Annotated in this window: 24 protein-coding genes and 1 other RNA gene; 12 read left to right on the forward strand and 13 right to left on the reverse strand. The window is 67.2% G+C overall.

Features of this window, described 5'->3' with window-relative positions:
* Positions 1–193: 193 nt before the first annotated feature.
* The gene (locus LPC10_RS13200) at positions 194–844 is read left to right on the forward strand and encodes a L,D-transpeptidase (protein ID WP_231342175.1); all 651 of its coding nucleotides are present in this window, start codon (positions 194–196) and stop codon (positions 842–844) included.
* Between the two features lie 78 nt (positions 845–922).
* Here the strand turns inward: LPC10_RS13200 and LPC10_RS13205 are convergent, their stop codons facing one another.
* Positions 923–1,147: a hypothetical protein gene (locus tag LPC10_RS13205; protein ID WP_231347148.1), complete on the reverse strand. Its 225-nt coding sequence runs from the start codon at positions 1,145–1,147 to the stop codon at positions 923–925.
* 76 nt (positions 1,148–1,223) lie between these two features.
* Here LPC10_RS13205 and LPC10_RS13210 point away from each other — a divergent pair, with 76 nt between their 5' ends.
* Both LPC10_RS13210 and LPC10_RS13215 read left to right on the forward strand, forming a co-directional pair.
* Complete coding sequence (locus tag LPC10_RS13210; RefSeq protein ID WP_133088587.1) at positions 1,224–1,466, forward strand: DUF2171 domain-containing protein; 243 nt, start codon at positions 1,224–1,226, stop codon at positions 1,464–1,466.
* A 107-nt stretch (positions 1,467–1,573) separates the two neighbouring features.
* Positions 1,574–1,732, forward strand: a complete 159-nt coding sequence (locus LPC10_RS13215; RefSeq protein WP_231342177.1) for a hypothetical protein — start codon at positions 1,574–1,576, stop codon at positions 1,730–1,732.
* Positions 1,733–1,780: 48 nt separating this feature from the next.
* On the opposite strand, the gene LPC10_RS13220 is transcribed toward LPC10_RS13215, so the two are convergent.
* Positions 1,781–2,209 carry a gamma-butyrobetaine hydroxylase-like domain-containing protein gene (locus tag LPC10_RS13220; RefSeq protein WP_370644726.1) on the reverse strand — a complete coding sequence of 143 codons (429 nt, stop codon included), beginning with the start codon at positions 2,207–2,209 and terminating at the stop codon, positions 1,781–1,783.
* 143 nt (positions 2,210–2,352) lie between these two features.
* On the opposite strand from LPC10_RS13220, the gene moaA reads away from it, so the two are divergent.
* The 3 genes from moaA (at position 2,353) to LPC10_RS13235 (ending at position 5,659) form a co-directional block, all read left to right on the forward strand.
* The gene (gene moaA / locus LPC10_RS13225; RefSeq protein ID WP_231342185.1) at positions 2,353–3,387 is read left to right on the forward strand and encodes a GTP 3',8-cyclase MoaA; all 1,035 of its coding nucleotides are present in this window, start codon (positions 2,353–2,355) and stop codon (positions 3,385–3,387) included.
* A gap of 442 nt (positions 3,388–3,829) precedes the next feature.
* Complete coding sequence (locus LPC10_RS13230; RefSeq protein WP_231342187.1) at positions 3,830–4,690, forward strand: bifunctional 2-polyprenyl-6-hydroxyphenol methylase/3-demethylubiquinol 3-O-methyltransferase UbiG; 861 nt, start codon at positions 3,830–3,832, stop codon at positions 4,688–4,690.
* A gap of 102 nt (positions 4,691–4,792) precedes the next feature.
* On the forward strand, positions 4,793–5,659 hold the full coding sequence (locus LPC10_RS13235) for an NAD(P)-dependent oxidoreductase (protein WP_231342189.1): 867 nt from the start codon (positions 4,793–4,795) through the stop codon (positions 5,657–5,659).
* On the opposite strand, the gene miaA is transcribed toward LPC10_RS13235, so the two are convergent.
* A complete protein-coding gene (gene miaA / locus LPC10_RS13240; protein ID WP_231342193.1) occupies positions 5,637–6,590 on the reverse strand; it encodes a tRNA (adenosine(37)-N6)-dimethylallyltransferase MiaA in 954 nt (317 codons plus the stop codon). The genes LPC10_RS13235 and miaA overlap by 23 nt on opposite strands.
* 11 nt (positions 6,591–6,601) lie before the next feature.
* Between miaA and serB the strand changes: the two genes are divergently transcribed.
* Positions 6,602–7,498, forward strand: a complete 897-nt coding sequence (serB, locus tag LPC10_RS13245; protein ID WP_231342195.1) for a phosphoserine phosphatase SerB — start codon at positions 6,602–6,604, stop codon at positions 7,496–7,498.
* A 45-nt stretch (positions 7,499–7,543) separates the two neighbouring features.
* On the opposite strand, the gene LPC10_RS13250 is transcribed toward serB, so the two are convergent.
* The 6 genes from LPC10_RS13250 to LPC10_RS13275 form a co-directional block, all read right to left on the reverse strand.
* Positions 7,544–9,079, reverse strand: a complete 1,536-nt coding sequence (locus tag LPC10_RS13250; RefSeq protein WP_231347036.1) for a DegQ family serine endoprotease — start codon at positions 9,077–9,079, stop codon at positions 7,544–7,546.
* Positions 9,080–9,193: 114 nt separating this feature from the next.
* Positions 9,194–10,156, reverse strand: coding sequence for a protease modulator HflC (hflC, locus tag LPC10_RS13255; RefSeq protein WP_231342196.1), 963 nt, complete (start codon positions 10,154–10,156; stop codon positions 9,194–9,196).
* Positions 10,153–11,295 carry an FtsH protease activity modulator HflK gene (gene hflK / locus LPC10_RS13260; RefSeq protein ID WP_231342199.1) on the reverse strand — a complete coding sequence of 381 codons (1,143 nt, stop codon included), beginning with the start codon at positions 11,293–11,295 and terminating at the stop codon, positions 10,153–10,155. Before hflK ends, hflC begins: the two co-directional genes overlap by 4 nt.
* A 280-nt stretch (positions 11,296–11,575) precedes the next feature.
* Entirely contained in the window at positions 11,576–12,076 is a 501-nt protein-coding gene (locus LPC10_RS13265; RefSeq protein ID WP_231342201.1) for a dihydrofolate reductase, read from the reverse strand.
* Positions 12,076–12,870 carry a thymidylate synthase gene (locus LPC10_RS13270; RefSeq protein ID WP_231342202.1) on the reverse strand — a complete coding sequence of 265 codons (795 nt, stop codon included), beginning with the start codon at positions 12,868–12,870 and terminating at the stop codon, positions 12,076–12,078. Before LPC10_RS13270 ends, LPC10_RS13265 begins: the two co-directional genes overlap by 1 nt.
* Positions 12,871–12,964: 94 nt before the next feature.
* Positions 12,965–13,792 (reverse strand): CPBP family intramembrane glutamic endopeptidase, encoded by an 828-nt coding sequence (locus tag LPC10_RS13275; RefSeq protein WP_231342204.1) that lies wholly within the window; start codon positions 13,790–13,792, stop codon positions 12,965–12,967.
* A gap of 42 nt (positions 13,793–13,834) precedes the next feature.
* Here LPC10_RS13275 and ssrA point away from each other — a divergent pair.
* Together ssrA and LPC10_RS13285 are read left to right on the forward strand one after the other, a co-directional pair.
* Positions 13,835–14,211, forward strand: a transfer-messenger RNA (tmRNA) gene (gene ssrA, locus LPC10_RS13280).
* 56 nt (positions 14,212–14,267) lie between these two features.
* Positions 14,268–14,918 (forward strand): SspB family protein, encoded by a 651-nt coding sequence (locus tag LPC10_RS13285; RefSeq protein ID WP_231342209.1) that lies wholly within the window; start codon positions 14,268–14,270, stop codon positions 14,916–14,918.
* Positions 14,919–14,964: 46 nt separating this feature from the next.
* Here LPC10_RS13285 and LPC10_RS13290 read toward each other — a convergent pair whose 3' ends face one another.
* Positions 14,965–16,368: a cytochrome P450 gene (locus tag LPC10_RS13290; RefSeq protein WP_231342210.1), complete on the reverse strand. Its 1,404-nt coding sequence runs from the start codon at positions 16,366–16,368 to the stop codon at positions 14,965–14,967.
* A gap of 124 nt (positions 16,369–16,492) precedes the next feature.
* Here LPC10_RS13290 and fumC point away from each other — a divergent pair, with 124 nt between their 5' ends.
* The 3 genes from fumC to LPC10_RS13305 are packed head-to-tail and all read left to right on the forward strand — an operon-like array spanning position 16,493 to position 18,429.
* The gene (gene fumC / locus LPC10_RS13295) at positions 16,493–17,911 is read left to right on the forward strand and encodes a class II fumarate hydratase (RefSeq protein ID WP_231342212.1); all 1,419 of its coding nucleotides are present in this window, start codon (positions 16,493–16,495) and stop codon (positions 17,909–17,911) included.
* 60 nt (positions 17,912–17,971) lie between these two features.
* Positions 17,972–18,160, forward strand: a complete 189-nt coding sequence (locus LPC10_RS13300) for a DUF4169 family protein (protein ID WP_231342213.1) — start codon at positions 17,972–17,974, stop codon at positions 18,158–18,160.
* Positions 18,157–18,429: a ribbon-helix-helix domain-containing protein gene (locus LPC10_RS13305; RefSeq protein ID WP_231342215.1), complete on the forward strand. Its 273-nt coding sequence runs from the start codon at positions 18,157–18,159 to the stop codon at positions 18,427–18,429. The genes LPC10_RS13300 and LPC10_RS13305 overlap by 4 nt, the downstream gene beginning before the upstream one ends.
* Here LPC10_RS13305 and LPC10_RS13310 read toward each other — a convergent pair.
* The 3 genes from LPC10_RS13310 to LPC10_RS13320 all read right to left on the reverse strand — a co-directional run bounded on the left by LPC10_RS13310 (position 18,391) and on the right by LPC10_RS13320 (position 20,268).
* Positions 18,391–18,876, reverse strand: coding sequence for an MmcB family DNA repair protein (locus tag LPC10_RS13310; protein ID WP_231342216.1), 486 nt, complete (start codon positions 18,874–18,876; stop codon positions 18,391–18,393). The genes LPC10_RS13305 and LPC10_RS13310 overlap by 39 nt on opposite strands.
* Before the next feature lie 84 nt (positions 18,877–18,960).
* Entirely contained in the window at positions 18,961–19,740 is a 780-nt protein-coding gene (locus LPC10_RS13315) for a cobalamin-binding protein (RefSeq protein WP_231342218.1), read from the reverse strand.
* A gap of 6 nt (positions 19,741–19,746) precedes the next feature.
* Positions 19,747–20,268: a DedA family protein gene (locus LPC10_RS13320; RefSeq protein ID WP_231342219.1), complete on the reverse strand. Its 522-nt coding sequence runs from the start codon at positions 20,266–20,268 to the stop codon at positions 19,747–19,749.
* Positions 20,269–20,347 lie beyond the last annotated feature (79 nt).

Below are 20,347 nucleotides of genomic sequence, written 5' to 3' on the forward strand. Positions count from 1 at the left end.
ATAATCCTTGCTCGTAAGGCCAAGCTGCCACAGTGTGGCCACCGTGTCACGAGGACGGTTGAACCGGTTGCGGAGCACAAATCAAGCTTGGCTTTAAGCGGCGAGCGTTTACGCGTTGGCGAGGGTCCGCACGGCATCGTGCGGCGGTGTTTCCACCGCGTCCCCTATTTTTCGCCTGCCCCGAGAGGCCCTGATGCGCCGTTTCGTCGTTGCCCTGGGCGGGCTTGCCTGCGCGACGGTCGCGCTTGCAAGCCCCGCTGCCGCCTATGAGATCGACCCGCTCACCCGCCAGCCGCTGACCGAGGTGCTGACGGTTCGCGTGCGCCCGCAGAACGCGGCTCTCCCCGCCGACGTGCCGGGCGCCGCAGCCGATCCGCTTGCCTCGACCGTGCCGCAGATGACCGCGATCCCGCGCGAGACAGTGTCCTATGCCGGCCCGTACGCGCCCGGCACCATCATCGTCTCGACCACCGAGCGCCGGCTCTACCTCGTCCAGCCCGGCGGCGAAGCCCTGCGCTACGGTGTCGGCGTCGGCCGGCCCGGCTTCACCTGGGGCGGCACCCAAACCGTCACGATGAAGCGTGAGTGGCCCGATTGGCGCCCGCCCGCCGAGATGCTGCGCCGCCGCCCCGATCTTCCGCGCTACATGAAGGGCGGCATCGAGAATCCGCTCGGCGCCCGCGCCATGTATCTCGGCAACACGATCTACCGCATCCACGGCTCCAATGAGCCGGAGACGATCGGCACCGCCGTCTCCTCGGGCTGCATCCGCATGACCAACGAGGACGTGACGGACCTCTACAGCCGCGTGAAGGTCGGCGCTCGGGTCGTCGTCCAGCGCTAATCGCCTATTCGAGGCACGATGAGAAAGGGCCGGGAGGGATGCCGGCCCTTTTCTTTTGACCGTCGATGCGGGCCCGCCTCAGCCGATCAAGAGCAAGCTGAGCACGATGGCAGCGGCACCGCCAGCGACGGCAAGGCCGAGGATGACGACGCTGCTGAGTTGATCGACGGTGTTCACGTCCTGACCGATGCGGTGCCGGGAATCTGTCGCCGCCATGCGTTGCTTCCTGTCGATGCGGTTGATCTCGCACGCCAACGGCGATGCAGGCGGATGGTTCAATGCCACGCTGTCGCGGGGCCGCATCCGGCCGCGGACGAGGCGACGAGCGGAACCTGCATCCGATCAGTCGGTTGGCCCCGCTTAACGCAGGAGGACAGCCATGGTCGATGCCAGCCAAATCCGCGAGCACGCCACCGTCGTCGGTTCGGACGGCGGCCATGTCGGCACCGTCGATCACGTCGCCAAGGGCGAGATCAAGCTGACGAAGAAGGACGCCGAAGCGGGCGGTCTTCACCACTACATCCCGCTCGACTTCGTCATCGCCGTCGAGGGCGATCAAGTCCGGCTCAACCGGAGCGCCGACGAGGTGAAGAAGGAGTGGAGCACGTCGGGCGCCGCTTGACCGGTATGTCTGCCGTTTCCTGATCGGACAGCAGAGACCTCACCTGATTTCATGGGCCGCAGCGGCATCACGTTGTCGCGGTCGGCGACCGACGCAAGGAGAATAATGTGACCGCACACAACGATCGGCCGCAATCCGAGACGGAGCCGAAGCCCGTCGGCGATCCGCCTCCTGCATCTCAGGCGCCGGCCGGGGATCCTCCGGCGCCGCGGCCGGATGCGATCCCCGAGGAGGATCTCGAAGAGGTCGAGGAACAGCCGAGCTGATATATTTTACGGGTCGTCTCATGAGACGACCCGCACCGGCCTGAAAAATCAGTGGCACCCGCAGCTTCCGCTGCCGCAACCACCAGCGCCGTGGCTCGTCTTCGCCGGTGCGCTGGCCACGCGGTCGCGCGTCAGGCCGCGCTCCTCCAGCTCGCGAAGGTAGGTCGACCAGCGGCTCCGGTACTCACGGCCGAGGTCGAACAGGTAGTCCCAGCCGTAGATGCCGGTATCGTGCATGTCGTCGAAGAAGAGCTTCACGGCGTAGTTGCCGACCGGCTCGACCGAGAGAATGGCGACGTCGCGCTTGCCGCCCAGCACCTTGCGTTCTGCCGGAGAATGGCCTTGAACCTCCGCGGAGGGACTCGACACGCGCAAGTATTCGGCGGGCAGTTCGAAGCGGCCGCCCCCGTCGAAAGCCACGGTCAGGATCCGCTTGTCGCCGGACAGGCGGATTTCTGTGGGCCAGCGCTCACTCATGACGGTCTGTTCCACGCTCTCATGCCGGCGTTGCACCCATGTGCTTGCCGGAAAATGCCACCGCCCTCATATGGATGGCGATGTTGGATCTGTCAGCCGACAAAACCGTCAACGCCGGAAACGAGTCAGGGTCAGAGGCGCGCATGTGGGGTCCCGCCGAAGACGCGCCTGCGCCTGTGCGCCCGGCGCCCCTGATCGACCCATTCCAGCGGGCGATCACTTACCTGCGCATCTCGGTGACGGATCGCTGCGATTTCCGCTGTGCCTATTGCATGGCGGAGGACATGCAGTTCCTGCCTAAACGCGATCTGCTGACCCTCGAAGAGCTCGACCGGCTCTGCGGCGTCTTCATTGATCGCGGCGTGCGCAAGCTGCGGATTACCGGCGGCGAGCCGCTGGTGCGCCGGGATATTATGCACCTGTTCCGCCGGCTCTCGCGCCATCTGAAGAGCGGCGCACTCGACGAACTCACGCTGACGACTAACGGCTCGCAGCTCGCGCGCTTCGCGCCCGAACTCGCCGATCTCGGCGTGCGCCGGATCAATGTTTCGCTCGATACCCTCGACCCGCAGAAATTCCGGGACATCACCCGGCGTGGTGACCTCGCGGTGGTGCTGGCCGGCATCGAGGCGGCGCGGGCCGCCGGCATCAAAGTCAAGATCAACGCGGTGGCGCTCAAGGGCGTCAACGAGGACGAGATCGCCGACATGATTGCCTGGGCCCACGGCCTCGGCATGGACATGACCCTGATCGAGGTGATGCCGCTCGGCGAGATCGAGGGCGATCGCACCGACCAGTTCCTGCCGCTCTCGGTCGCGCGCGAGCGCCTGGAACAGCGCTTTACCCTGACCCCTCTGCCCGACCGTACCGGCGGACCGGCCCGCTACGTGCGGATCGAAGAGACCGGCGGACGGCTCGGCTTCATCACTCCTCTGACGCATAATTTCTGCGAAAGCTGCAACCGCGTGCGCCTCACCTGCACCGGCAAGCTCTACATGTGCCTCGGCCAGGAGGATGCGGCGGACCTGCGGGCGGCCCTGCGCGCCTCGCCCGACGACGCACTGGTGACGCAGGCCGTCGTCGAGGCAATCTCCCGCAAGCCCAAGGGCCACGACTTCGTCATCGAGCGTGCCCGCCCGGCCGCCGTGCCGCGGCACATGAGCGTGACCGGCGGCTGATCGCCGTCATCCAAAGCGGGAGAGACGCCGACGCCAATTGCCGGTGCTGCAAGGCCTCGGCGACACTCGATCGCGGCGCAATCCTGCGATCGGGTGTCGCCGCACGGTAAGGCGGCTGGTATTGTGCGGATGAATCGAGCGATCCAACTCTTCGAAAACACCTTTATCTAAGATACCTGCCTTGTCAAAAATCGCGGTAATCATATTTTGTCTTGCCTATTTTGTTTGATCGATTGAGTTTTGTTCCAAATCGTTACGGTGTCTGCCGGCCTTCAGCATAGCAATGTCCGGACTGCAATCGTCGGCAAGAGGGCCTTGTCCGCTTCAATCGAGCGATGATCGATGATACGCCCCTCGGATCGAACGTCTTACCGGCACGCTCGAACGTCGAAGACGACCATCCTATCCTTTCGAAGCAAAGATACTGATAGAAAGACTGCCGATGCCGGAGTTTCTGAGTGAAATAAAGCACAAATTCTTCGGTGCGGGACGTCGCGGGCCAGCTTCACGAGTTAATGGCGTCGAGGAATTGTCGCTCGATCCGATCCATCTCGATCCTGAAACGCGGGAATGGATGGAGTCTTATCGCAGCTCCTCCGGGGTCGATCCGCTTTTCGATGACAAAGACATGCTCCTCCGGGCGTACATCAAGTACATCGGAAACTTTGAGGGCGTACGACATTATTTCGTGAGCGGAAATTACGACGCAGACTGGATGCTCGGCGTTCTCGGAAAGTATGTGCAGAATCCAAGTCCCAAAGTTCTGGAATTCGCATCGGGCTTTGGTCGCGTCGGGCGGTTCATGACGTCCAAGCGACCGGATCTGGATTTTACCGCGTCCGACATTCATCCTGCGGCGATCGCATTCATGCGGGAGCGGCTGGCCATGAAGGCCGAGCTCTCCTCTTTCGAGCCCGAACAGCTCGACATCCCGAAGAACACCTTCGATTTTATCTTCGTCCTATCGCTGTTTTCCCATCTGCCTCACGCCTCGTTCAGTCGCTGGCTGAGGGCGCTCCTGAGTCTGTTGCAGCCGAACGGCGTGCTGCTGTTCACCACATCGGGTGAGAACTCGATGGAGCATCAGCCCCATATCGCAGTGAATTACGATAAGAAGAAGGGATATGGCTACTTCGGGAATGATTCCGACCAGCCGGATTTGTCGACCGCCGTCTACGGAACGATGGCGGTCGACTTCGAATATGTCGTCCGGCAAATCAGATCTGCTTCGGACGATGTCATCGTCAGCTACGAGCGGGGTGCATGGCATCCTCAGGATGTGTGGGTGATCCGACGCCGGTGAGCGTGGCACCGTTTACCGACGCAAACATCGTTTTGAACAATCTGCTCGCCGGAATTGAGCCGGCCGCCTGTATTCCAGTTGGATGACGGAGAACGGAGTCCCATGGCGAAAGTCGCGTTTCTAGGCCTCGGCGTGATGGGCTCGCCGATGGCGGGTCACCTCGCGAAGAAGGGCCACGACGTCACCGTCTTCAACCGCACCGGCGCGAAGGCAGAGGCCTGGGTCGCCGCGAACGGCGGCCGGGCCGCCGCGACACCGCGCGAGGCGGCGGCCGGATGCGCCATCGTCTTCGCCTGCGTCGGCAACGACGACGATCTGCGCTCGGTGGTGCTCGGCGCGGACGGGGCCTTCGCCGGCATGGAGAAAGGCGCGGTCTTCGTCGATCACACCACGGCGTCGGCCGAGGTCGCTCGCGAGCTGTCCGCGGCTGCCGACGCGGCTGGACTCCGCTTCGTCGATGCGCCGGTCTCCGGCGGTCAGGCGGGTGCGGAGAATGGCGTGCTCACCGTGATGTGCGGCGGCGAGGCGGCGACCTATGCCGAGGTCGAGTCCGTCATCATGGCCTACGCCAAGTCGTGCCGTCTGCTCGGGCCTTCGGGCTCGGGCCAGCTCACCAAGATGGTCAACCAGATCGCCATTGCCGGGCTGGTGCAGGGCCTGTCCGAGGCGATCCACTTCGGCAAGCGCGCCGGGCTCGACGTGGAGGCGGTGCTCGACGTGATCTCGAAGGGCGCGGCCGGCTCGTGGCAGATGGAGAACCGGGGCCGCACCATGAACGCGGACAAGTTCGATTTCGGCTTCGCCGTGGAGTGGATGCGCAAGGATCTCGGCATCCTACTCGCCGAATCCCGTCGCAACGGCGCCCGGCTCCCCGTGACGGCCCTGGTCGATCAGTTCTATGCCGAGGTCGAGGCCATGGGCGGCGAGCGCTGGGATACCTCGTCCCTCATCGCCCGGCTGGAGCGCTGAGCCGGCCTTGTGCGAGGGACCACGCCGCCTCCGGCATGGTCCAGTGCCAGTCCTCGCCCATCTGGTGGCGGAACCACGTGAACTGGCGCTTGGCGTAGCGGCGGGTATCGCCCTGGCCTCGCCGGATCGCCTCGTCGCGGGAGATCGTCCCGTCGAGATGGGCGATCAGGCCGGGCACGCCGTGGGCGCGCATCACCGGCAGCAGCGGGTCGAGGTGCCGGTCTCGTAAAGCGGCGACCTCGTCGAGGGCGCCTTCCTCCATCATCGTCAGAAAGCGCGCGTCGATGCGGCGGCGCAGGGTCTCGCGCTCGGCTGCCAGGAAGATCTTCAGGAGCGGCCTCCCCGCGAGGGGACCCGGTTCACGGGCCTCGTGGAACGAGCCGATGGAACGGCCGGTCGCCTCGAAGATCTCCAAGGCCCGCATCACCCGCATCCGGTCCGAGGGCCGCAGGCGCCCTGCGCTCTCGGGGTCGCGGGACGCGAGGGCGGCGTGCAGCGCCTCGGTCGGCTGCCCTTCCGCCTCGGCCCGGATTCGTGCGCGAACCGGCTCCGGCACCGCGGGCAGGTCCGAGATCCCCTCGTCGAGGGAGCGGAAATACAGGCCGGTGCCGCCGACGAAGATCGGCAGGGTTCCGGCCTCGACGCCTGAGAGGATCGCGGCGGCCTGCCGCTGGAAGTGACCGACCGAAAAATTTACCGCACCGTCCACGCTGCCGTAGAGGTGGTGGGGTGCCAACGCCTCTTCCTGCGGGGTTGGCCGGGCCGAGAGCACGCGCAGGTCGGCATAGACCTGCATCGAATCCGTGTTGATCACCGCGCCGCCGAAGGCGCGGGCGATCCGCGATCCTAGTGCCGACTTGCCCGAGGCGGTGGGCCCTGCAATGAGGATGGCGGCCGGGCGCCCCGTCTCCTGCCCGTCCGAACTTTGCACGGCTGACCTCCATGACCCTCGTTGCGACGCTGATAGCAAACCCGGCCCGGCCCGCCATCACGGATGCGGTGCTCGCCGAGGCGCGCCGGGTGACCCGCACGGAGCATCAGCCGCGGATTCTCCACGGCGAAGTGGCAGCGGAACTCCTGGTTCCGGGTACGCTCGAAGGGGCGCCAGCCCTGACCGAGGCCCTGCGCGGGGCGCTCGGGTCAGAGCCGATCGACGTGGCCGTGCTTCCCCACGATCAGCACCGCCGCAAGCGGCTGTTCCTGGCGGACATGGACTCGACCATGATCGAGCAGGAATGCATCGACGAACTCGCCGATGTCGTCGGGATCAAGGATCAGGTGGCGGCGATCACCGAGCGAGCGATGCGCGGAGAGGTCGCCTTCGAGCCGGCCCTGCGGGAGCGGGTGGGGCTGCTGAAGGGACTGTCGGTCAGCGTGATCGACGGCCTGATCCGCGATGCGATCCGCCTGACGCCGGGCGGCGGCACTCTCGTTGCGACGATGCGGGCGCACGGCGCCTTCACCTGCCTCGTCTCCGGCGGCTTCACCCTGTTCACCGGGCCGATCGGAGCGAAGCTCGGCTTCGACGAGACCCGCGCCAACCGTCTCGACGTCGCGGACGGGCATCTGACCGGGCAGGTGGTCGAGCCGATCGTCGGAGCGGAGGCTAAGCGGGCGAGCCTCATCGAATTGCGGGAGCGTCTAGGCCTGAGCGCGGGCGAGACGATCGCTGTGGGCGACGGCGCCAACGATCTGCCGATGCTCGGAGAGGCTGGCATCGGCGTCGCATTCCGGGCGAAGCCGAAGGTGGCCGAGGCCGCCCGCGTTCGGATCGAGCACGGTGACCTGACGGCTTTGCTCTACCTGCAGGGATTCTCGGCGGCGGAGTTCGCGAAGTAGATCAGAGGGGAAGGGCGCAACGCGCGCCCTTCCCAGATCGGCGGCTCATTCCAGTCCGATCGCCACGAAGCGCACGTCGCCGCTGGCGCTGGCGACCAGCAGCAGCACCGACTTGCGGCCTTCCTTCTTGAGGGCCTCGACTCGCTTCGTCACGTCGGCGGGGTTCGACACTGCCTCCTGGCCGACCTCGACGATGACCTCACCCGGCTGGATTCGCTTGTCGGCGGCGGTCGAGTTCGGATCGACCTTGGTCACGACCACGCCGTTCTTGACGCTCTCCTTGATGTTGTAGCGGCGGCGCGCCTCGTCGCTGAGGCCGGACAGGTTGAGACCGAGGATCTGGCGGTTGACCGCTTCCGGCTCCGGCTGCTTGACGTTGGCGACCTGGGTCTTCTCGCCGTCCTCCAGGCGGCCGAGCAGGACCGCCTTGGTCTGCTCCTCGCCCTTGCGCACGATCTGCACGTCCACCGTCTTGCCGACCGGGGTGGCGGCGACGATGCGCGGCAGCTCGCTCGACGACTTCACCGGCACGCCGTTGAACTTGACGATGACGTCGCCGACTTCGAGCCCCGCCGTCTTGGCCGGGCCCTTCTCATCGACGCCAGCCACCAGCGCGCCCTTGGCGCCGCCCTTCAGGCCGAGCGCCTCGGCGGTGGCCTCATCGACGTTCTGGATGCGCACGCCGAGCCAGCCGCGGCGCACCTCGCCGAACTGCCGCAGCTGATCAACGACCTGGCTCGCCGTTCCCGACGGAACCGCGAAGCCGATGCCGACCGATCCGCCCGAGGGGGAAAGGATCGCGGTGTTGATGCCGATCACCTCGCCATCCATGTTGAACAGCGGTCCGCCCGAATTGCCCTTGTTGATGGCCGCATCCGTCTGAATGTAGTTGTCGTAGGGACCGGACTCGATGTTGCGACCGCGGGCCGAAACGATGCCGGCGGAGACGGAACCGCCGAGGCCGAACGGGTTGCCGATCGCCATCACCCAGTCGCCGGGGCGCATCTTGTCGGAATCGCCGAAGGGCACCGCCTTGAGCGGGCGCTCCGCCGTCGGCTTCACCCGCAACAGGGCGAGATCGATCTTCGGATCCTTGCCGATGATCTCCGCCTTCAGCTTGGTGCCGTCGCTCAGGATGACCTGGATGTCGTTGGCGTCGCCGATGACGTGGTTGTTCGTCACCACGATGCCGGATGCGTCGATGATGAAGCCGGAGCCGAGCGAGTTCGACTTGCGCGACGGCCCGCGCGGGCTGTCGTCGTCGCCCTTCGGGGTGCCCTGGCCGCGCCGCTTGAAGAATTCTTCGAAGAGATCCTCGAACGGCGTGCCCTGAGGCAGTTGCGGCATGGAGCGGCCGCCCCGGTTGCTCGCCTCGACCGTGGTCGAGGCCGAGATGTTCACCACCGCATCCGTCACCTTCTCGGCGAGGTCGGCGAGCGATTCCGGGCCGCGGGCGAACGCGGGGAGTGGCAGGGCGGTGACCGTGATGGTGACGCCCAGCACCGCGGCGGCCAGGGCCGAAGAGGCGCGCCGGGCAAGAGACGGCGTTCGGCCCCGGGCGGCGTTCGCGGCGAGTCTCATGGACGTTTCCCCAAGCTCATAAACGGTGCCTGATTCAGGCCGGCATATAAATTCGGCGGCCGGCACCCTCGATCAAGGGCGCCGGCCGCATCGGTCGGATCGGTCGCAGGCCGCTCAGCGCACGGCGCCGGTGGTCTCGCTGTTGCCGGAGGCCGTCGGCTGGGCAGCACCGTTCCGGGCACCCTGCGGGCGGCGGCCCTGCGGATCGTTGAAGTAGCGGAAGAAGTCCGAGCCGGGGCTCACGACCAGCCGCGTGTCCTGACCCTTCAGCGCGTGCTCGTAGGCCTGCATCGAGCGGTAGAAGGCGAAGAAGTCCGCGTCCTGCCCGAAAGCCTCTGCGAGGATGCGGTTCTTGTCCGCATCGCCCTGACCGCGCAGCTCTTCCTGCTTCTGATTGGCCTCGGCCAGGATCACGACGACGTCGCGGTCGGCCTTGGCGCGGATCAGGGTGGCCGCCTGATCGCCGTTGGCGCGGATGTCGGTCGCCTCCTTCTTCCGCTCGGAGGTCATGCGGTCGTAGACCGCCTGACTGTTCTTGGCGGGAAGGTCGACGCGGGTCATGCGCAGATCGACGATCTCGACGCCGAGCCCCTTGGCCTGCCGGTTCACGTCCTCCTGGATCGTGTTCATCAGGTCGGAGCGCTCGGTGCGCACGATGGCGTCGCGACTGGTGCGGGCCAGCACGTTACGCAGCGCCGAGTTGGTGAAGCTCGCCAGACGCTGGTTCGCCAGCGCGATCGTGCCGACCGACTGATAGAACTTCAGCGGATCGACGATGCGGTAGCGGGCGAAGGCGTCCACCTCGAGGTTCTGCCGGTCGGCGGTGAGCAGGGTCTGGACCGGCAGGTCGAGATCGAGCACCCGCTTGTCGAACAGCACGACGCTGTCGGTGAACGGCACCTTGAAGTAGAGGCCGGGCTTGTTCTGGCCCACCGGATTCAGCACGTCGCGCACGCGGCCGAGCTGAAGCACGAGCGCCTGCTGCATCTGCCCCACGGTGAAGACCGAAGCGTAGAGCCCGATCCCCACCACGGCGACGATAAGGAGCAGGCCGGTTCGGATCGCTGGATTGTTCATCGGCCCGCCGCTCCATTCGACTGTGCGCGGCCGCTGTCGAGCAGCGGAAGCACCGGGAGCACGCCCGCAGCGCTGGCGCCGCCGGCCACGCCGCCGTTCTGATCGATGATGACCTTGTTCACGGAGCCGAGCACTTTCTCCATGGTTTCCAGGAAGATCCGCTCACGGATCACCTCAGGGGCGACCTTGTAGGAATCGTAGACTTGACGGAAGCGGGACGCTTGACCCGTCGCCTCGGCCGTCGCCTGCGACCGATAGGCCTCAGCGGCCTGCACGACCTTACTCGCGTTGCCTCGGGCGTCGGGGACGACGCGGCTGGCATAGGTCTCGGCCTCGTTGCGCACCTGCTGGGCGTATTGTTGCGCCGCGTTCACGTCGATGAAGGCCGGCCGCACCTCCGGGGGAGGGGTGACGCTGGTGAGCTGCACGACCTCGATGCGCACGCCGGCACCGTACTCGTCGAGCGCGCTCTGGACGATCTCCTTGACCTCCTGGGCGATGCTGGACTGCTCGTTGGTCAGGATCGCCTGGATGTTGCGGCGGCCGATGACCTCGCGCATCGCGCTCTCGGAGATCGCCTTGATGGTCCCCTCCGGATTGGCGAGGTTGAAGACGTAATCCTCCGCCTTGAGCGGATTGACGCGCCACTGCACCTCGAAATCGATGTCGACGATGTTCTCGTCGCCGGTGAGCATCAGGCTCTCTTCCGCCACGTCGCGCTGGCGCGTGGTGCCGCCGGTGGGGATGTAGCCGATCGGAATCGAGTTCACGATGCCGACGTTGGGCTTCTGCACCGACCCGATCGGGTAGGGGAAGTTGTAGCGCAGACCTTCACCGGACTGGCCGGTATAGCGCCCGAAGATCGTGTTGATGCCGACCTCGTTGGGCTTCACGATGTAGAAGCCGGTCAGCAGCCACGCGCCGAGCACGAGGCCTGCCGCCACGAGGATTCCCTTGCCGCCGCCGAAACCTCCGCCCGGCATCACGCCGCGGAGCCGATCCTGGCCGCGCCGGAGCAGATCCTCGAGATCGGGGGGCGTCTTGCCGCCGCCCCCGCCACCCCAGGGGCCGCCGCCATTGCCGCCGCCGGGACGGCCCCAAGGGCCCCCTCCGCCGCCGCTCTGATTGCTCCAAGGCATTCTCGACGTGAACTCCTGCTGAAGCCGGCCCCCGCGGATGCGGCAGGCCCTTGCCCTAAAACTCGATCCACCGCCCTGCCGCTTCTCTGCCTGAGTGCGGAGAGAACCGGTTTTCCCAAGCGCCAGAACGCGTTTGCGGTGCCGCAAGGACGCCGCGCACCTGAGTGGCGCCGCGCCGTCCTGTCAAGGCTGGCAGGTGGGCCCGCACCGCGTCAACCGCAACGGCTGATCGAGCCGCGAATCTGTTCCCGCCCCTGCGGCCAAAGCGCCAATTCCCCGGTCAACGATCGGTGATCCGCTCCAAATCCACGAATTCAAAGGCGAATTCGTCGCGCTCACCCGCCCCGTGCGCCTCGCGGAAGGTTTCACGGAAGGCGGCTCGGTCGAAGGGCGGAAAGTACGCATCGCCCTCCGGCGCGGCATCGACCTCGGTGAGGTGCAGCCGGTCGGCATGTGGCAGGGCGAGCCGGTAGATCTCGGCACCTCCCACCACCATCAGCGTTTCGCTTTCGGCGGCCGCGAGCGCGGCGTCCCAATCGTGCACGACGGTCGCGCCGGGAATGGCGAGGCTGCGGTCGCGGGTCAGGACGAGGCTGCGCCGGCCGGGCAGCGGGCGGCCGATCGAATCCCAGGTCTTGCGGCCCATCAAGATCGGCTTGCCCATGGTGAGCGCCTTGAAGCGCGCGAGGTCACTCGAGATCCGCCAAGCGAGATCGTTGTCGCGGCCGATCACGCCGTTGCGGGCAATCGCGACGACGAGGGCGATGCGGGGATTTTCCATCAGACGGCCACCGGCGCCTTGATGGCGGGATGCGGTTCGTAGCCCTCGATCACAATGTCCTCGAAGCGGAAATCGAACAGCGAGCGCACCTCCGGATTCAGGCGCAGCCGGGGCAGGGGCCGCGGCGCGCGCGAGAGGAGGAGGCGGGTCTGCTCCAAGTGGTTGGCGTAGAGATGCGCGTCGCCGAAGGTGTGGACGAAGTCACCGGCTCGGAGCCCCGTCACCTGCGCCATCATCGCGGTGAGCAGGGCGTAGCTCGCGATGTTGAACGGCACGCCGAGGAAGGCGTCGGCCGAGCGCTGGTAGAGTTGGCAGGAAAGCCGGCCCTCCGCGACGTAGAACTGGAACAGGCAATGGCAGGGCGCGAGCGCCATCCGGTCGAGATCGGCCGGGTTCCAGGCCGAGACGATCAGGCGACGCGAATCCGGGTTGCGGGCTATCTGGTCGAGGATCCAGGCGATCTGATCGACCGTGCCGCCGTCGGGCTTGGCCCAGCTCCGCCATTGCTTGCCGTAGACGGGGCCGAGATCGCCGTCGGCGTCGGCCCACTCGTCCCAGATCGTGACGCCGTTCTGCTTCAGGTAGGCGATGTTGGTCTCGCCCTTCAGGAACCACAGCAACTCGTGGATGATCGAGCGCAGGTGGAGCTGCTTGGTCGTCACCAGCGGGAAGCCGTCGGAGAGATCGAACCGCATCTGGTGGCCGAACACGGAGAGCGTGCCCGTGCCGGTGCGGTCCTCCTTGCGGACGCCCTCGGACAGGATGCGGGTGAGCAGATCGTGATAGGCGCGCATGGCTCCTCAGATCTGGCGGGCGCCCCGGCCGATGTCGAGTGGGGCTTTCCCGCCGTCCCGTCTTTCCCGACGTCTTGGTTACGCAGGATCGCCGCTAACGCAGGAGGCTCGGCCCGATCTGGTAGGCGACCAGACAGAAATTGCTCCAACCGTGAAGCAGGATGCAGGGCCAGAGCCGCCCCGTGCGCCAGCGCAGCCAGCCGAGGGTGAGCGCGAGCGGGAGCAGGGTCAGCGGACGAGCGAGCGCACTCTTGGCGCCGGGATCGAGAGAGACGTGGGCGAGGCAGAACAGCAGCGCCGTCGCCACGATCGTCCCGGCCGGCCCCATGAAGGCGCTGGCGCGGGCGAACGTCTCGCCCCGCAGCAGCAATTCCTCCGTGATCGGTGCAAGCACCACGACGAAGGCGAACCACAGGGCGAGCATCGACGGGCTGAGGAAGGGCGAGAGGCGAACGCCGTTGCCGAAATTCATGTTGAGCGCGGCGGCACTGGTCGTCACCCAGGCGATGTGGATCAACGGCCAGAGTGGCAGCAGCAGCCAGAGCCGCCGCATCGGCGCCCGCGCTTCATCGGGCCGTGCCAGGCCGAGGCGTCGGCGCCATGCTCCGCCCGCCACCCAGGCGGCCAGCGAGACGACGAGACCGGCCATCAACACCTGCCGCAGGGCATCCACCGCGACGGCTCGGCCGGCAAGTTCGGAGAGGGGCAAGCGCGGGCGTGCGGCGGTGTCGAGGAGCGGGTCGATCCCGAGGCGCAGGTCGCCGCCGATCCGGATGATGGCGATGGCCAGCCCGCTCGCCAGAACCAGGATGAAGAGCGGGACCGCAATGAGCAGCAGCACACGGCCGAGCCACAGAAGGCCCGCTTCGAGGCGGGCGAGCGGCGGCTTCGACGGGCGCGCGTCGGCGGAGGCGGGCGGCATATCGGCCACGCTCGCAACGCGGAGCGGGTCTGAGCGCAGATCGCTCTTCAAAACCGCCGTCGGCCTCTCTATATTCGCCTTGCCGGTCGCAAGGCCGGCTATGGCGATAAACGTTCTTCGAAATAAACCTATCGGACCCGGGGGCGGTACCCGGCGCCTCCACCCGAACCCAGGACCGATGGCCGCACGGCCTCAGGTGTTGGGTTCCGGCGGGGGCGAAATAGGATCGACGAGGGCGTAAAGGTAGAGCTTTCGCTCGGCATGGTTCCGCCGTTATCGGGCCTTTGCAATAGTTGCCAACGACAACTTTGCTCCGGTGGCTGTCGCCGCGTAAGCGGTGCCAAAAACCGACCTAAAGTCCTAGCGGGTAGCACCGCATAGGCGGGGTTCGGAGGTACCTGGCAACAGAAACCTCCACTCATTTCCACGACCCGGCGCAGCCCAATCCCGGCCGTGACCGGTCAAGCGAGCGCCGATGGCCGAAGATCTGATCCGTTACGATCTCCTGGTTCAGGACGCCCTGCGCGGCGTCGTGCGCAAGGTGCTGACTGATGCCGCCCGCGAGGGTCTCTCCGGCGAGCACCACTTCTACATCTCGTTCCGCACCGAGGCGCCGGGCGTGCGGATGTCGCAGCGCCTGCGCGAGAAATACCCGCAGGACATGACGATCGTCCTGCAGCACCAGTTCTGGGATCTCGGCGTCTCCGAGCACAGCTTCGAGGTCGGCCTGTCGTTCTCCGGCGTGCCGGAGCGGCTGCTGATCCCGTTCGATGCGCTGTCGGGCTTCTTCGACCCCTCGGTGCAGTTCGGCCTGAAGTTCGATCTCAACGAGGGGGCCGAGGGCGAGCAGCCGGAGGAAGCGCAGCCGAGCGCGCCGATCAAGGCCGGTCCGCGTGGCGCGGCATCCGAGCCTGCCGAGATCAAGCCGAAGGGCACCGGCCTCGCGACGGTTCAGGGCGGCCCGAAGATCGTCCCGGCACTTCCTGCCGCGGGCAAGGCCAAGGCCGAGGCAAAGCCGGACGACAAGTCCGAGGACGGTGAGGCCAAGCCGGAGGCCGCCGAGAAGACCGATCGCGACGGCACCGCCGAGGTCGTGAGCCTCGACGCCTTCCGTAAGAAGAACTGATTGTTCCGCTGATCCCGCGCCTCGTCCGGAGACGCGGGCGGGTGTCTTAGGAGCGGCGCTGTGCCACCATGCGCAGGCCCTCTTTCGGCCGCAGCGTCACCCGGTGCAGCGGCGTGACCGGCGGATGGTCCGCGGGCAGAGTGAGCCGCACTGACCGCGCGACCTGCGCGAGAACCAACGTCGCCTCCTGAACCGAAAAACTCTGGCCGATGCAGACGCGCGGTCCGGCGCCGAACGGCAGGTAGGCGAAGCGCTCGATGCGCTCGCGCCGCTCCCCGAGGAAGCGCTCGGGAATGAACGCATCCGGCTCGTCCCACAGCTTGCGATGCCGGTGCATCACCCAGGGGGCGATGATGACGGTCGAGTTGCGAGGAATCTTGACCCGCCCGATCCGATCCTCGCGCAGGGCCTGACGGCTGAGGAACGGCACCGGCGGGAAGAGCCGCATGGTCTCCTCCATCACAGCCTTGGTGAAGGGCAGCCGGTCGAGTCGCAGCGCGCCGTCCTCGCCGGCCGCGGCATCGGCCTCCGCCTCGACGCGTTCCTGCGCGGCCTCGTCCTGCGACAGGCAATAGAGTGCCCAGGTCAGGGCGTTGGCCGTCGTCTCGTGCCCGGCGGCGATGAAGGTGACGATGTTGGCCTTCACTTCGATGTCGGAGAGGCCGCGGCCGGTCTCCGGGTCCTGAGCCGCCAACAGCAGGGTCATCAGATCGTGGGGCGCCTCGCCGCGGGCGAGCGCCGCCTTGCGCTGATCCAGCAGCGTATCCACCACCTCGGCGAAGAAGCGCAGGGCCGGCCGAGCCCGCAGGCGGCCGAGCCGCGGCACGAAAGCGGGGAAGCCGAACACGTCGAGGGGGTCGATCGGGCCGATCGATTCGAGCAGCCGGGTAATGGCACGCCCGAGCGCGTCGGGATCACCCGGCAGCCCTTGTGTGAAGATCGTCCGCTCCAGCACGTCGAGGGTGGCGCGGGTCGTCTCAAGGGCGACGTCGACGGTGGCCCCGTCCCGCCGCGCCAATCGCCGGCCGAGGCGTGCGCCCGCCGCATCCATCTGCGCGACGAAGCCCGAAACATGGCGGGCGGAAAAGATGGGCGCCAGCGTGCGCCGCTGCAGGCGCCACTCCTCGCCCTCGGCCGTGAGCAGCCCGTCGCCGAGGCCCGGCGCCAGCACCCGCTTCTGGAGGTCGTCCTTGCGGTAGTGGGCGGCCCGCTCCACCAGCAGGTAGCGTACCAGGGCCGGATCGCTGACGACGGTGATCCGACCCATCGCCGTCTCGCCGGCAACGACGAATTCCTCGAAATGCGCGTCCATCCAGGTCGCGATCGGATTCTCACGCACCTTCTTCAGGAAGGCGAACAGGCCGAGCGGCTGCGTCAGCGGCGGCGGCACCTTCGGACGGAACGGCCCGGCTTGCGTGATGCGGGCCGGGCGGGTCGGCAGATCCAGCATGAAGAGGGGAGAACCTCGGCGGTGACGGAGTGCGCGATGCGTCATGCTCGGTTTCGGGCCGGCATCGCGCTTGGCATCATGCTTCGTTAAGTAGGGCCGCATCCGAGCCAACGAAGAGGCCACGATGTCGCCGCACGAGAACCCTGCCGTCGAGACACGCACCGAATCCGACACCTTCGGTCCGATCCAGGTGCCCGCCCACCGCTACTGGGGCGCCCAGACCCAGCGCTCGATCCAGAACTTCAAGATCGGCACCGAGCGCCAGCCGGCGCCGCTCGTCCACGCGCTCGGCATCGTCAAGCAGGCCGCCGCCCTGGTGAACAAGGATCTCGGCGGTCTCGACCCGAAGGTCGCCGACGCCATCGCCGAATCCGCGGCGGAAGTCGTCGCCGGCAAGCACGACGACGAGTTCCCGCTGGTGGTCTGGCAGACCGGTTCGGGCACCCAGTCGAACATGAACGCCAACGAGGTGATCGCGAGCCTCGCCAACGAGCGGCTCGGGGGCAAGCGCGGCGGCAAGTCGCCGGTTCACCCCAACGATCACTGCAATCGCGGCCAGTCCTCGAACGACACCTTCCCCACCGCGATGCACATTGCGGTCGCCCGCGAGGTGCAGGAGCGGCTTCTGCCGGCGCTCTCCCACCTGCACGCGGCGCTCGACGCCAAGGCGAAGGAGTTCGAGAGCATCGTCAAGATCGGCCGCACCCACCTGCAGGACGCGACCCCGGTCTCGCTCGGCCAGGAATTTTCCGGCTACGCGGCGCAGGTCGCGCTGGGCGGCGCCCGCATCGCCGCGACGCTGCCCGGCGTGCTGGCGCTGGCCCAGGGCGGCACCGCCGTCGGGACCGGCCTCAACGCGCATCCGGAATTCGCCGAGCGGTTCGCGGCCAAGGTCGCGGAGCTGACCGGTCTGCCCTTCACCTCGGCCGAGAACAAGTTCGAGGCGCTCGCCACCCATGACGCGCTCGTCTTCACGCAGGGCGCGCTGACGGCGCTGGCCACCGGCCTGTTCAAGATCGCCAACGATATCCGCCTGCTCGGCTCGGGCCCGCGCTCGGGTCTCGGCGAACTCTCGCTGCCCGAGAACGAGCCGGGTTCCTCGATCATGCCGGGCAAGGTCAACCCGACCCAGTGTGAGGCGCTGACGATGGTCTGCGCCCAGGTCGTCGGCAACGGCACCACGGTGAGCTTCGCCGGCAGCCAGGGCCATTTCGAGCTCAACGTGTTCAAGCCGGTGATCGCCAACGCGGTGCTGCAATCGGTGCGGCTGCTCGCCGACAGCTCGGTGAGCTTCACCGACAACTGCGTCGTCGGCATCAAGGCCAACACCGACCGGATCAGCGACCTGATGAGCCGCTCGCTGATGCTGGTGACCGCGCTTGCCCCCTCGATCGGCTACGACAAGGCCGCCGAGATCGCCAAGACTGCGCACAAGAACGGCACCACCCTCAAGGAGGAGGCGCTGCGGCTCGGCTACGTCACGGATGAGGAGTTCGAACGGGTCGTACGCCCCGAAACCATGCTGGCGCCGAGCGCGGAATAAGCGCTAGACTCGCTTCCCGGCGCGGGCCTTCCGCGCCGGGTCGTCGGAGGGGCTGACGCGATGGCCGAGATCATCAACCTGCGCCAGGTGCGCAAGGACCGTGAGAAGGCGGCGAAAGAGGCCAAGGCTGCGGAGAACCGCATCCTGTTCGGCCGGCCGAAGAAAGCGAAGACGCTGGCCGAGACGCGCAAGGCGATCGAGCAAGCCCGCCACGAGGGCCACCGCCTCGCTGATCCCGACAAGGAATGACGCGGGCGCCTCAGCGGGAGACCGCGAAGCGCTCCGTGATGATCGCGGGGCACCGCACCAGCGTCTCGCTGGAGGCGGAGTTCTGGGAGGCGCTTCAGGAGATCGCGCGGGGGCGCGGGCACTCGGTTCAGGCGCTGATCGGTGCGATCGATTCGGGGCGCGGCGAGCGCAACCTGTCCTCGGCGATCCGGGTGTTCGTGCTGAGCGCCTTTCGTCGCACCTCCGAAGTGTCAGAGAGCCCCTTCACGGATCGCGCCGGGATCGGCTAGGGCGTGCAGGAGCCCGGCAGCGGAGTGGGCGAAGCGTAGGGTGACCGCTTTGCGTCGAGCCGGGCTCAGCGGGTGGTCCGGCGGCTCGCGCAGGATCGCCGCGCCGAAGGAATCGGCGACGATCAGACCGCATTCTTCCGGAATCAGCGTCTCCGGCACCGTCTCGGGGATCGCGAAGAAGAAGCGGTCGCAATAGTCGCGGTAATTCGGCCATTTCCGGTCGGCGCGGAAATCGGCGACGCTCGACTTGATCTCGACGATGGTGAGCCGACCCGCCGCGCAGAGCGCGATCACGTCGGCGCGGCGCCCGTTAGCGAGCGAGAATTCCGGCAGGCTCACGCAGCCCATCTCGGCGAGCAGACGCCGCACCCCGCGCTGGATGTTCAGCGCGGTGGGCGACTGGCGGCGGTCGGGCGGCAGGACGATGTGGGCTAGCGCTGTGGACATGCCGGGCTGGTGGCTTGCGGATGCGGCCGAATCGAGTCGACCCATCCTGTCAGCCGAATCCCATCGGTGTCACCGGCCGCTTTGTCACAGCGCCAGGGCCGCCCGGATCGCCGCGAATCCATCCGTCAGCGCCGCCGGTCCCGGCTGGAGGATCAGCGGCGACTTGATCTCATGGATGCGCCCTGCGGCCACAGCGGGTATGGCCTGCCATCCGGGCCGGCCGCGGATGCGCTCCACGTTGACCCGCTTGCCGCACCAGGAAGCGAGGATCACGTCGGGCGCCGCCGCGATCACCTGCTCGCTCGTGACGATCCGGTCCTTCGCGGCCTGAGCCCGGCTCAGCTCCGGAAAGACATCCTGTCCGCCGGCAAAGCCGATTAGGTCCGAGACCCAGCCGATGCCGGAAATCATTGGCTCGTCCCATTCCTCGAAATACACCCTCGGTCGCGGCCGCCCAGCGGTCTCGGCGGCGGCGTCCGCAAGGCACGCCTCGTATCCGCGGGCCAGCGCCTCGGCCCGCTCCGCCGCGCCGACGAGGGCGCCCACGGTGCGGATCATCGCGAGGCAGCCGGCCACGTCGCGCTGGTTGAACAGGTGGACCGCCACCCCCGCCCGAGCGAGGTTGGCGACAATCTCCGCCTGAAGGTCGGAAAAGGCGAGGACGAGGTCCGGCTCGAGCGCGAGGATCTTGGGCAGGTCCGCGCTGGTGAAGGCCGAGATCCGCGGCTTCTCGCGGCGCACCTGCGGCGGGCGCACCGCGTAGCCCGATACGCCGACGATGCGCTGATCCTCGCCGAGCAGGTAGAGCGTCTCGACGGTCTCTTCCGTGAGGCAGACGATGCGTTCGGGCGGAAAGCGGCGCATGGCGTCTCAATAATGCAGCCATGTCAGCAGCCCGGCACCGGGGGCGAGCATCACGAACGCCCAGACGAAGCCCGAACTCCAGTTCGCGAGCTGGAACGGGATGCGCCGGAGGCCGAAGCTGCCGGCGACCAGCGGCACCACCGCCCGCGCCGGACCGATAAAGCGGCCGATGACGATGGCGCCCGCGCCCCAGCGCCGGAGAAAGGCTTCGGCCTTGGCCGTCATCTCCGGGTGCCGGCTCATCGGCCAGAGGCGTTTGATCCCGTCCTTGTAGTAAAAGCCGACCTCATAGGAGATCCAGTCCCCCAGCCCCGCACCGATTCCGGCGCCGATCACCATCGGCCAGAACGGCAGGTCGCTGCCGCCGATCAGGGCGCCGATGCCGAGCAGGATCACGGTCGCCGGCACGAGCAGCGACAGCACCGCGAGCGATTCGCAGAAGGCGATGACGCCCGTCACCACCGGCGCCCAGGCCTTGTGGGTCTCGATGAAGGTGAGCACGGATTGGCGGATGGCGTCGAAATCCATACTCACTCCGGAGGGCGGGTCGTGTCTGGCTGAGCCGTAACGCGTCGCCGCATCGATCGGATGCGCGCGGCGGTCTGCC

It is taken from the genome of Methylorubrum sp. B1-46 (assembly GCF_021117295.1).
Taxonomy (GTDB): Bacteria; Pseudomonadota; Alphaproteobacteria; order Rhizobiales; family Beijerinckiaceae; genus Methylobacterium.

Excerpts from the sequence above, each read along its gene's own strand:
- hflK (WP_231342199.1), bottom strand. The coding sequence starts at position 11,295 with ATGCCTTGGAGCAATCAGAGCGGCGGCGGAGGGGGCCCTTGGGGCCGT.
- LPC10_RS13220 (WP_370644726.1), bottom strand. The coding sequence starts at position 2,209 with ATGAGTGAGCGCTGGCCCACAGAAATCCGCCTGTCCGGCGACAAGCGG.
- LPC10_RS13310 (WP_231342216.1), bottom strand. The coding sequence starts at position 18,876 with ATGTCCACAGCGCTAGCCCACATCGTCCTGCCGCCCGACCGCCGCCAG.
- LPC10_RS13200 (WP_231342175.1), top strand. The coding sequence starts at position 194 with ATGCGCCGTTTCGTCGTTGCCCTGGGCGGGCTTGCCTGCGCGACGGTC.
- serB (WP_231342195.1), top strand. The coding sequence starts at position 6,602 with ATGACCCTCGTTGCGACGCTGATAGCAAACCCGGCCCGGCCCGCCATC.
- LPC10_RS13320 (WP_231342219.1), bottom strand. The coding sequence starts at position 20,268 with ATGGATTTCGACGCCATCCGCCAATCCGTGCTCACCTTCATCGAGACC.
- LPC10_RS13285 (WP_231342209.1), top strand. The coding sequence starts at position 14,268 with ATGGCCGAAGATCTGATCCGTTACGATCTCCTGGTTCAGGACGCCCTG.
- LPC10_RS13275 (WP_231342204.1), bottom strand. The coding sequence starts at position 13,792 with ATGCCGCCCGCCTCCGCCGACGCGCGCCCGTCGAAGCCGCCGCTCGCC.
- LPC10_RS13265 (WP_231342201.1), bottom strand. The coding sequence starts at position 12,076 with ATGGAAAATCCCCGCATCGCCCTCGTCGTCGCGATTGCCCGCAACGGC.
- LPC10_RS13210 (WP_133088587.1), top strand. The coding sequence starts at position 1,224 with ATGGTCGATGCCAGCCAAATCCGCGAGCACGCCACCGTCGTCGGTTCG.
- hflC (WP_231342196.1), bottom strand. The coding sequence starts at position 10,156 with ATGAACAATCCAGCGATCCGAACCGGCCTGCTCCTTATCGTCGCCGTG.
- LPC10_RS13205 (WP_231347148.1), bottom strand. The coding sequence starts at position 1,147 with ATGCGGCCCCGCGACAGCGTGGCATTGAACCATCCGCCTGCATCGCCG.
- LPC10_RS13315 (WP_231342218.1), bottom strand. The coding sequence starts at position 19,740 with ATGCGCCGCTTTCCGCCCGAACGCATCGTCTGCCTCACGGAAGAGACC.
- LPC10_RS13290 (WP_231342210.1), bottom strand. The coding sequence starts at position 16,368 with ATGCTGGATCTGCCGACCCGCCCGGCCCGCATCACGCAAGCCGGGCCG.
- moaA (WP_231342185.1), top strand. The coding sequence starts at position 2,353 with ATGTGGGGTCCCGCCGAAGACGCGCCTGCGCCTGTGCGCCCGGCGCCC.
- LPC10_RS13270 (WP_231342202.1), bottom strand. The coding sequence starts at position 12,870 with ATGCGCGCCTATCACGATCTGCTCACCCGCATCCTGTCCGAGGGCGTC.
- LPC10_RS13300 (WP_231342213.1), top strand. The coding sequence starts at position 17,972 with ATGGCCGAGATCATCAACCTGCGCCAGGTGCGCAAGGACCGTGAGAAG.
- LPC10_RS13305 (WP_231342215.1), top strand. The coding sequence starts at position 18,157 with ATGACGCGGGCGCCTCAGCGGGAGACCGCGAAGCGCTCCGTGATGATC.
- LPC10_RS13250 (WP_231347036.1), bottom strand. The coding sequence starts at position 9,079 with ATGAGACTCGCCGCGAACGCCGCCCGGGGCCGAACGCCGTCTCTTGCC.
- LPC10_RS13235 (WP_231342189.1), top strand. The coding sequence starts at position 4,793 with ATGGCGAAAGTCGCGTTTCTAGGCCTCGGCGTGATGGGCTCGCCGATG.
- LPC10_RS13230 (WP_231342187.1), top strand. The coding sequence starts at position 3,830 with ATGCCGGAGTTTCTGAGTGAAATAAAGCACAAATTCTTCGGTGCGGGA.
- fumC (WP_231342212.1), top strand. The coding sequence starts at position 16,493 with ATGTCGCCGCACGAGAACCCTGCCGTCGAGACACGCACCGAATCCGAC.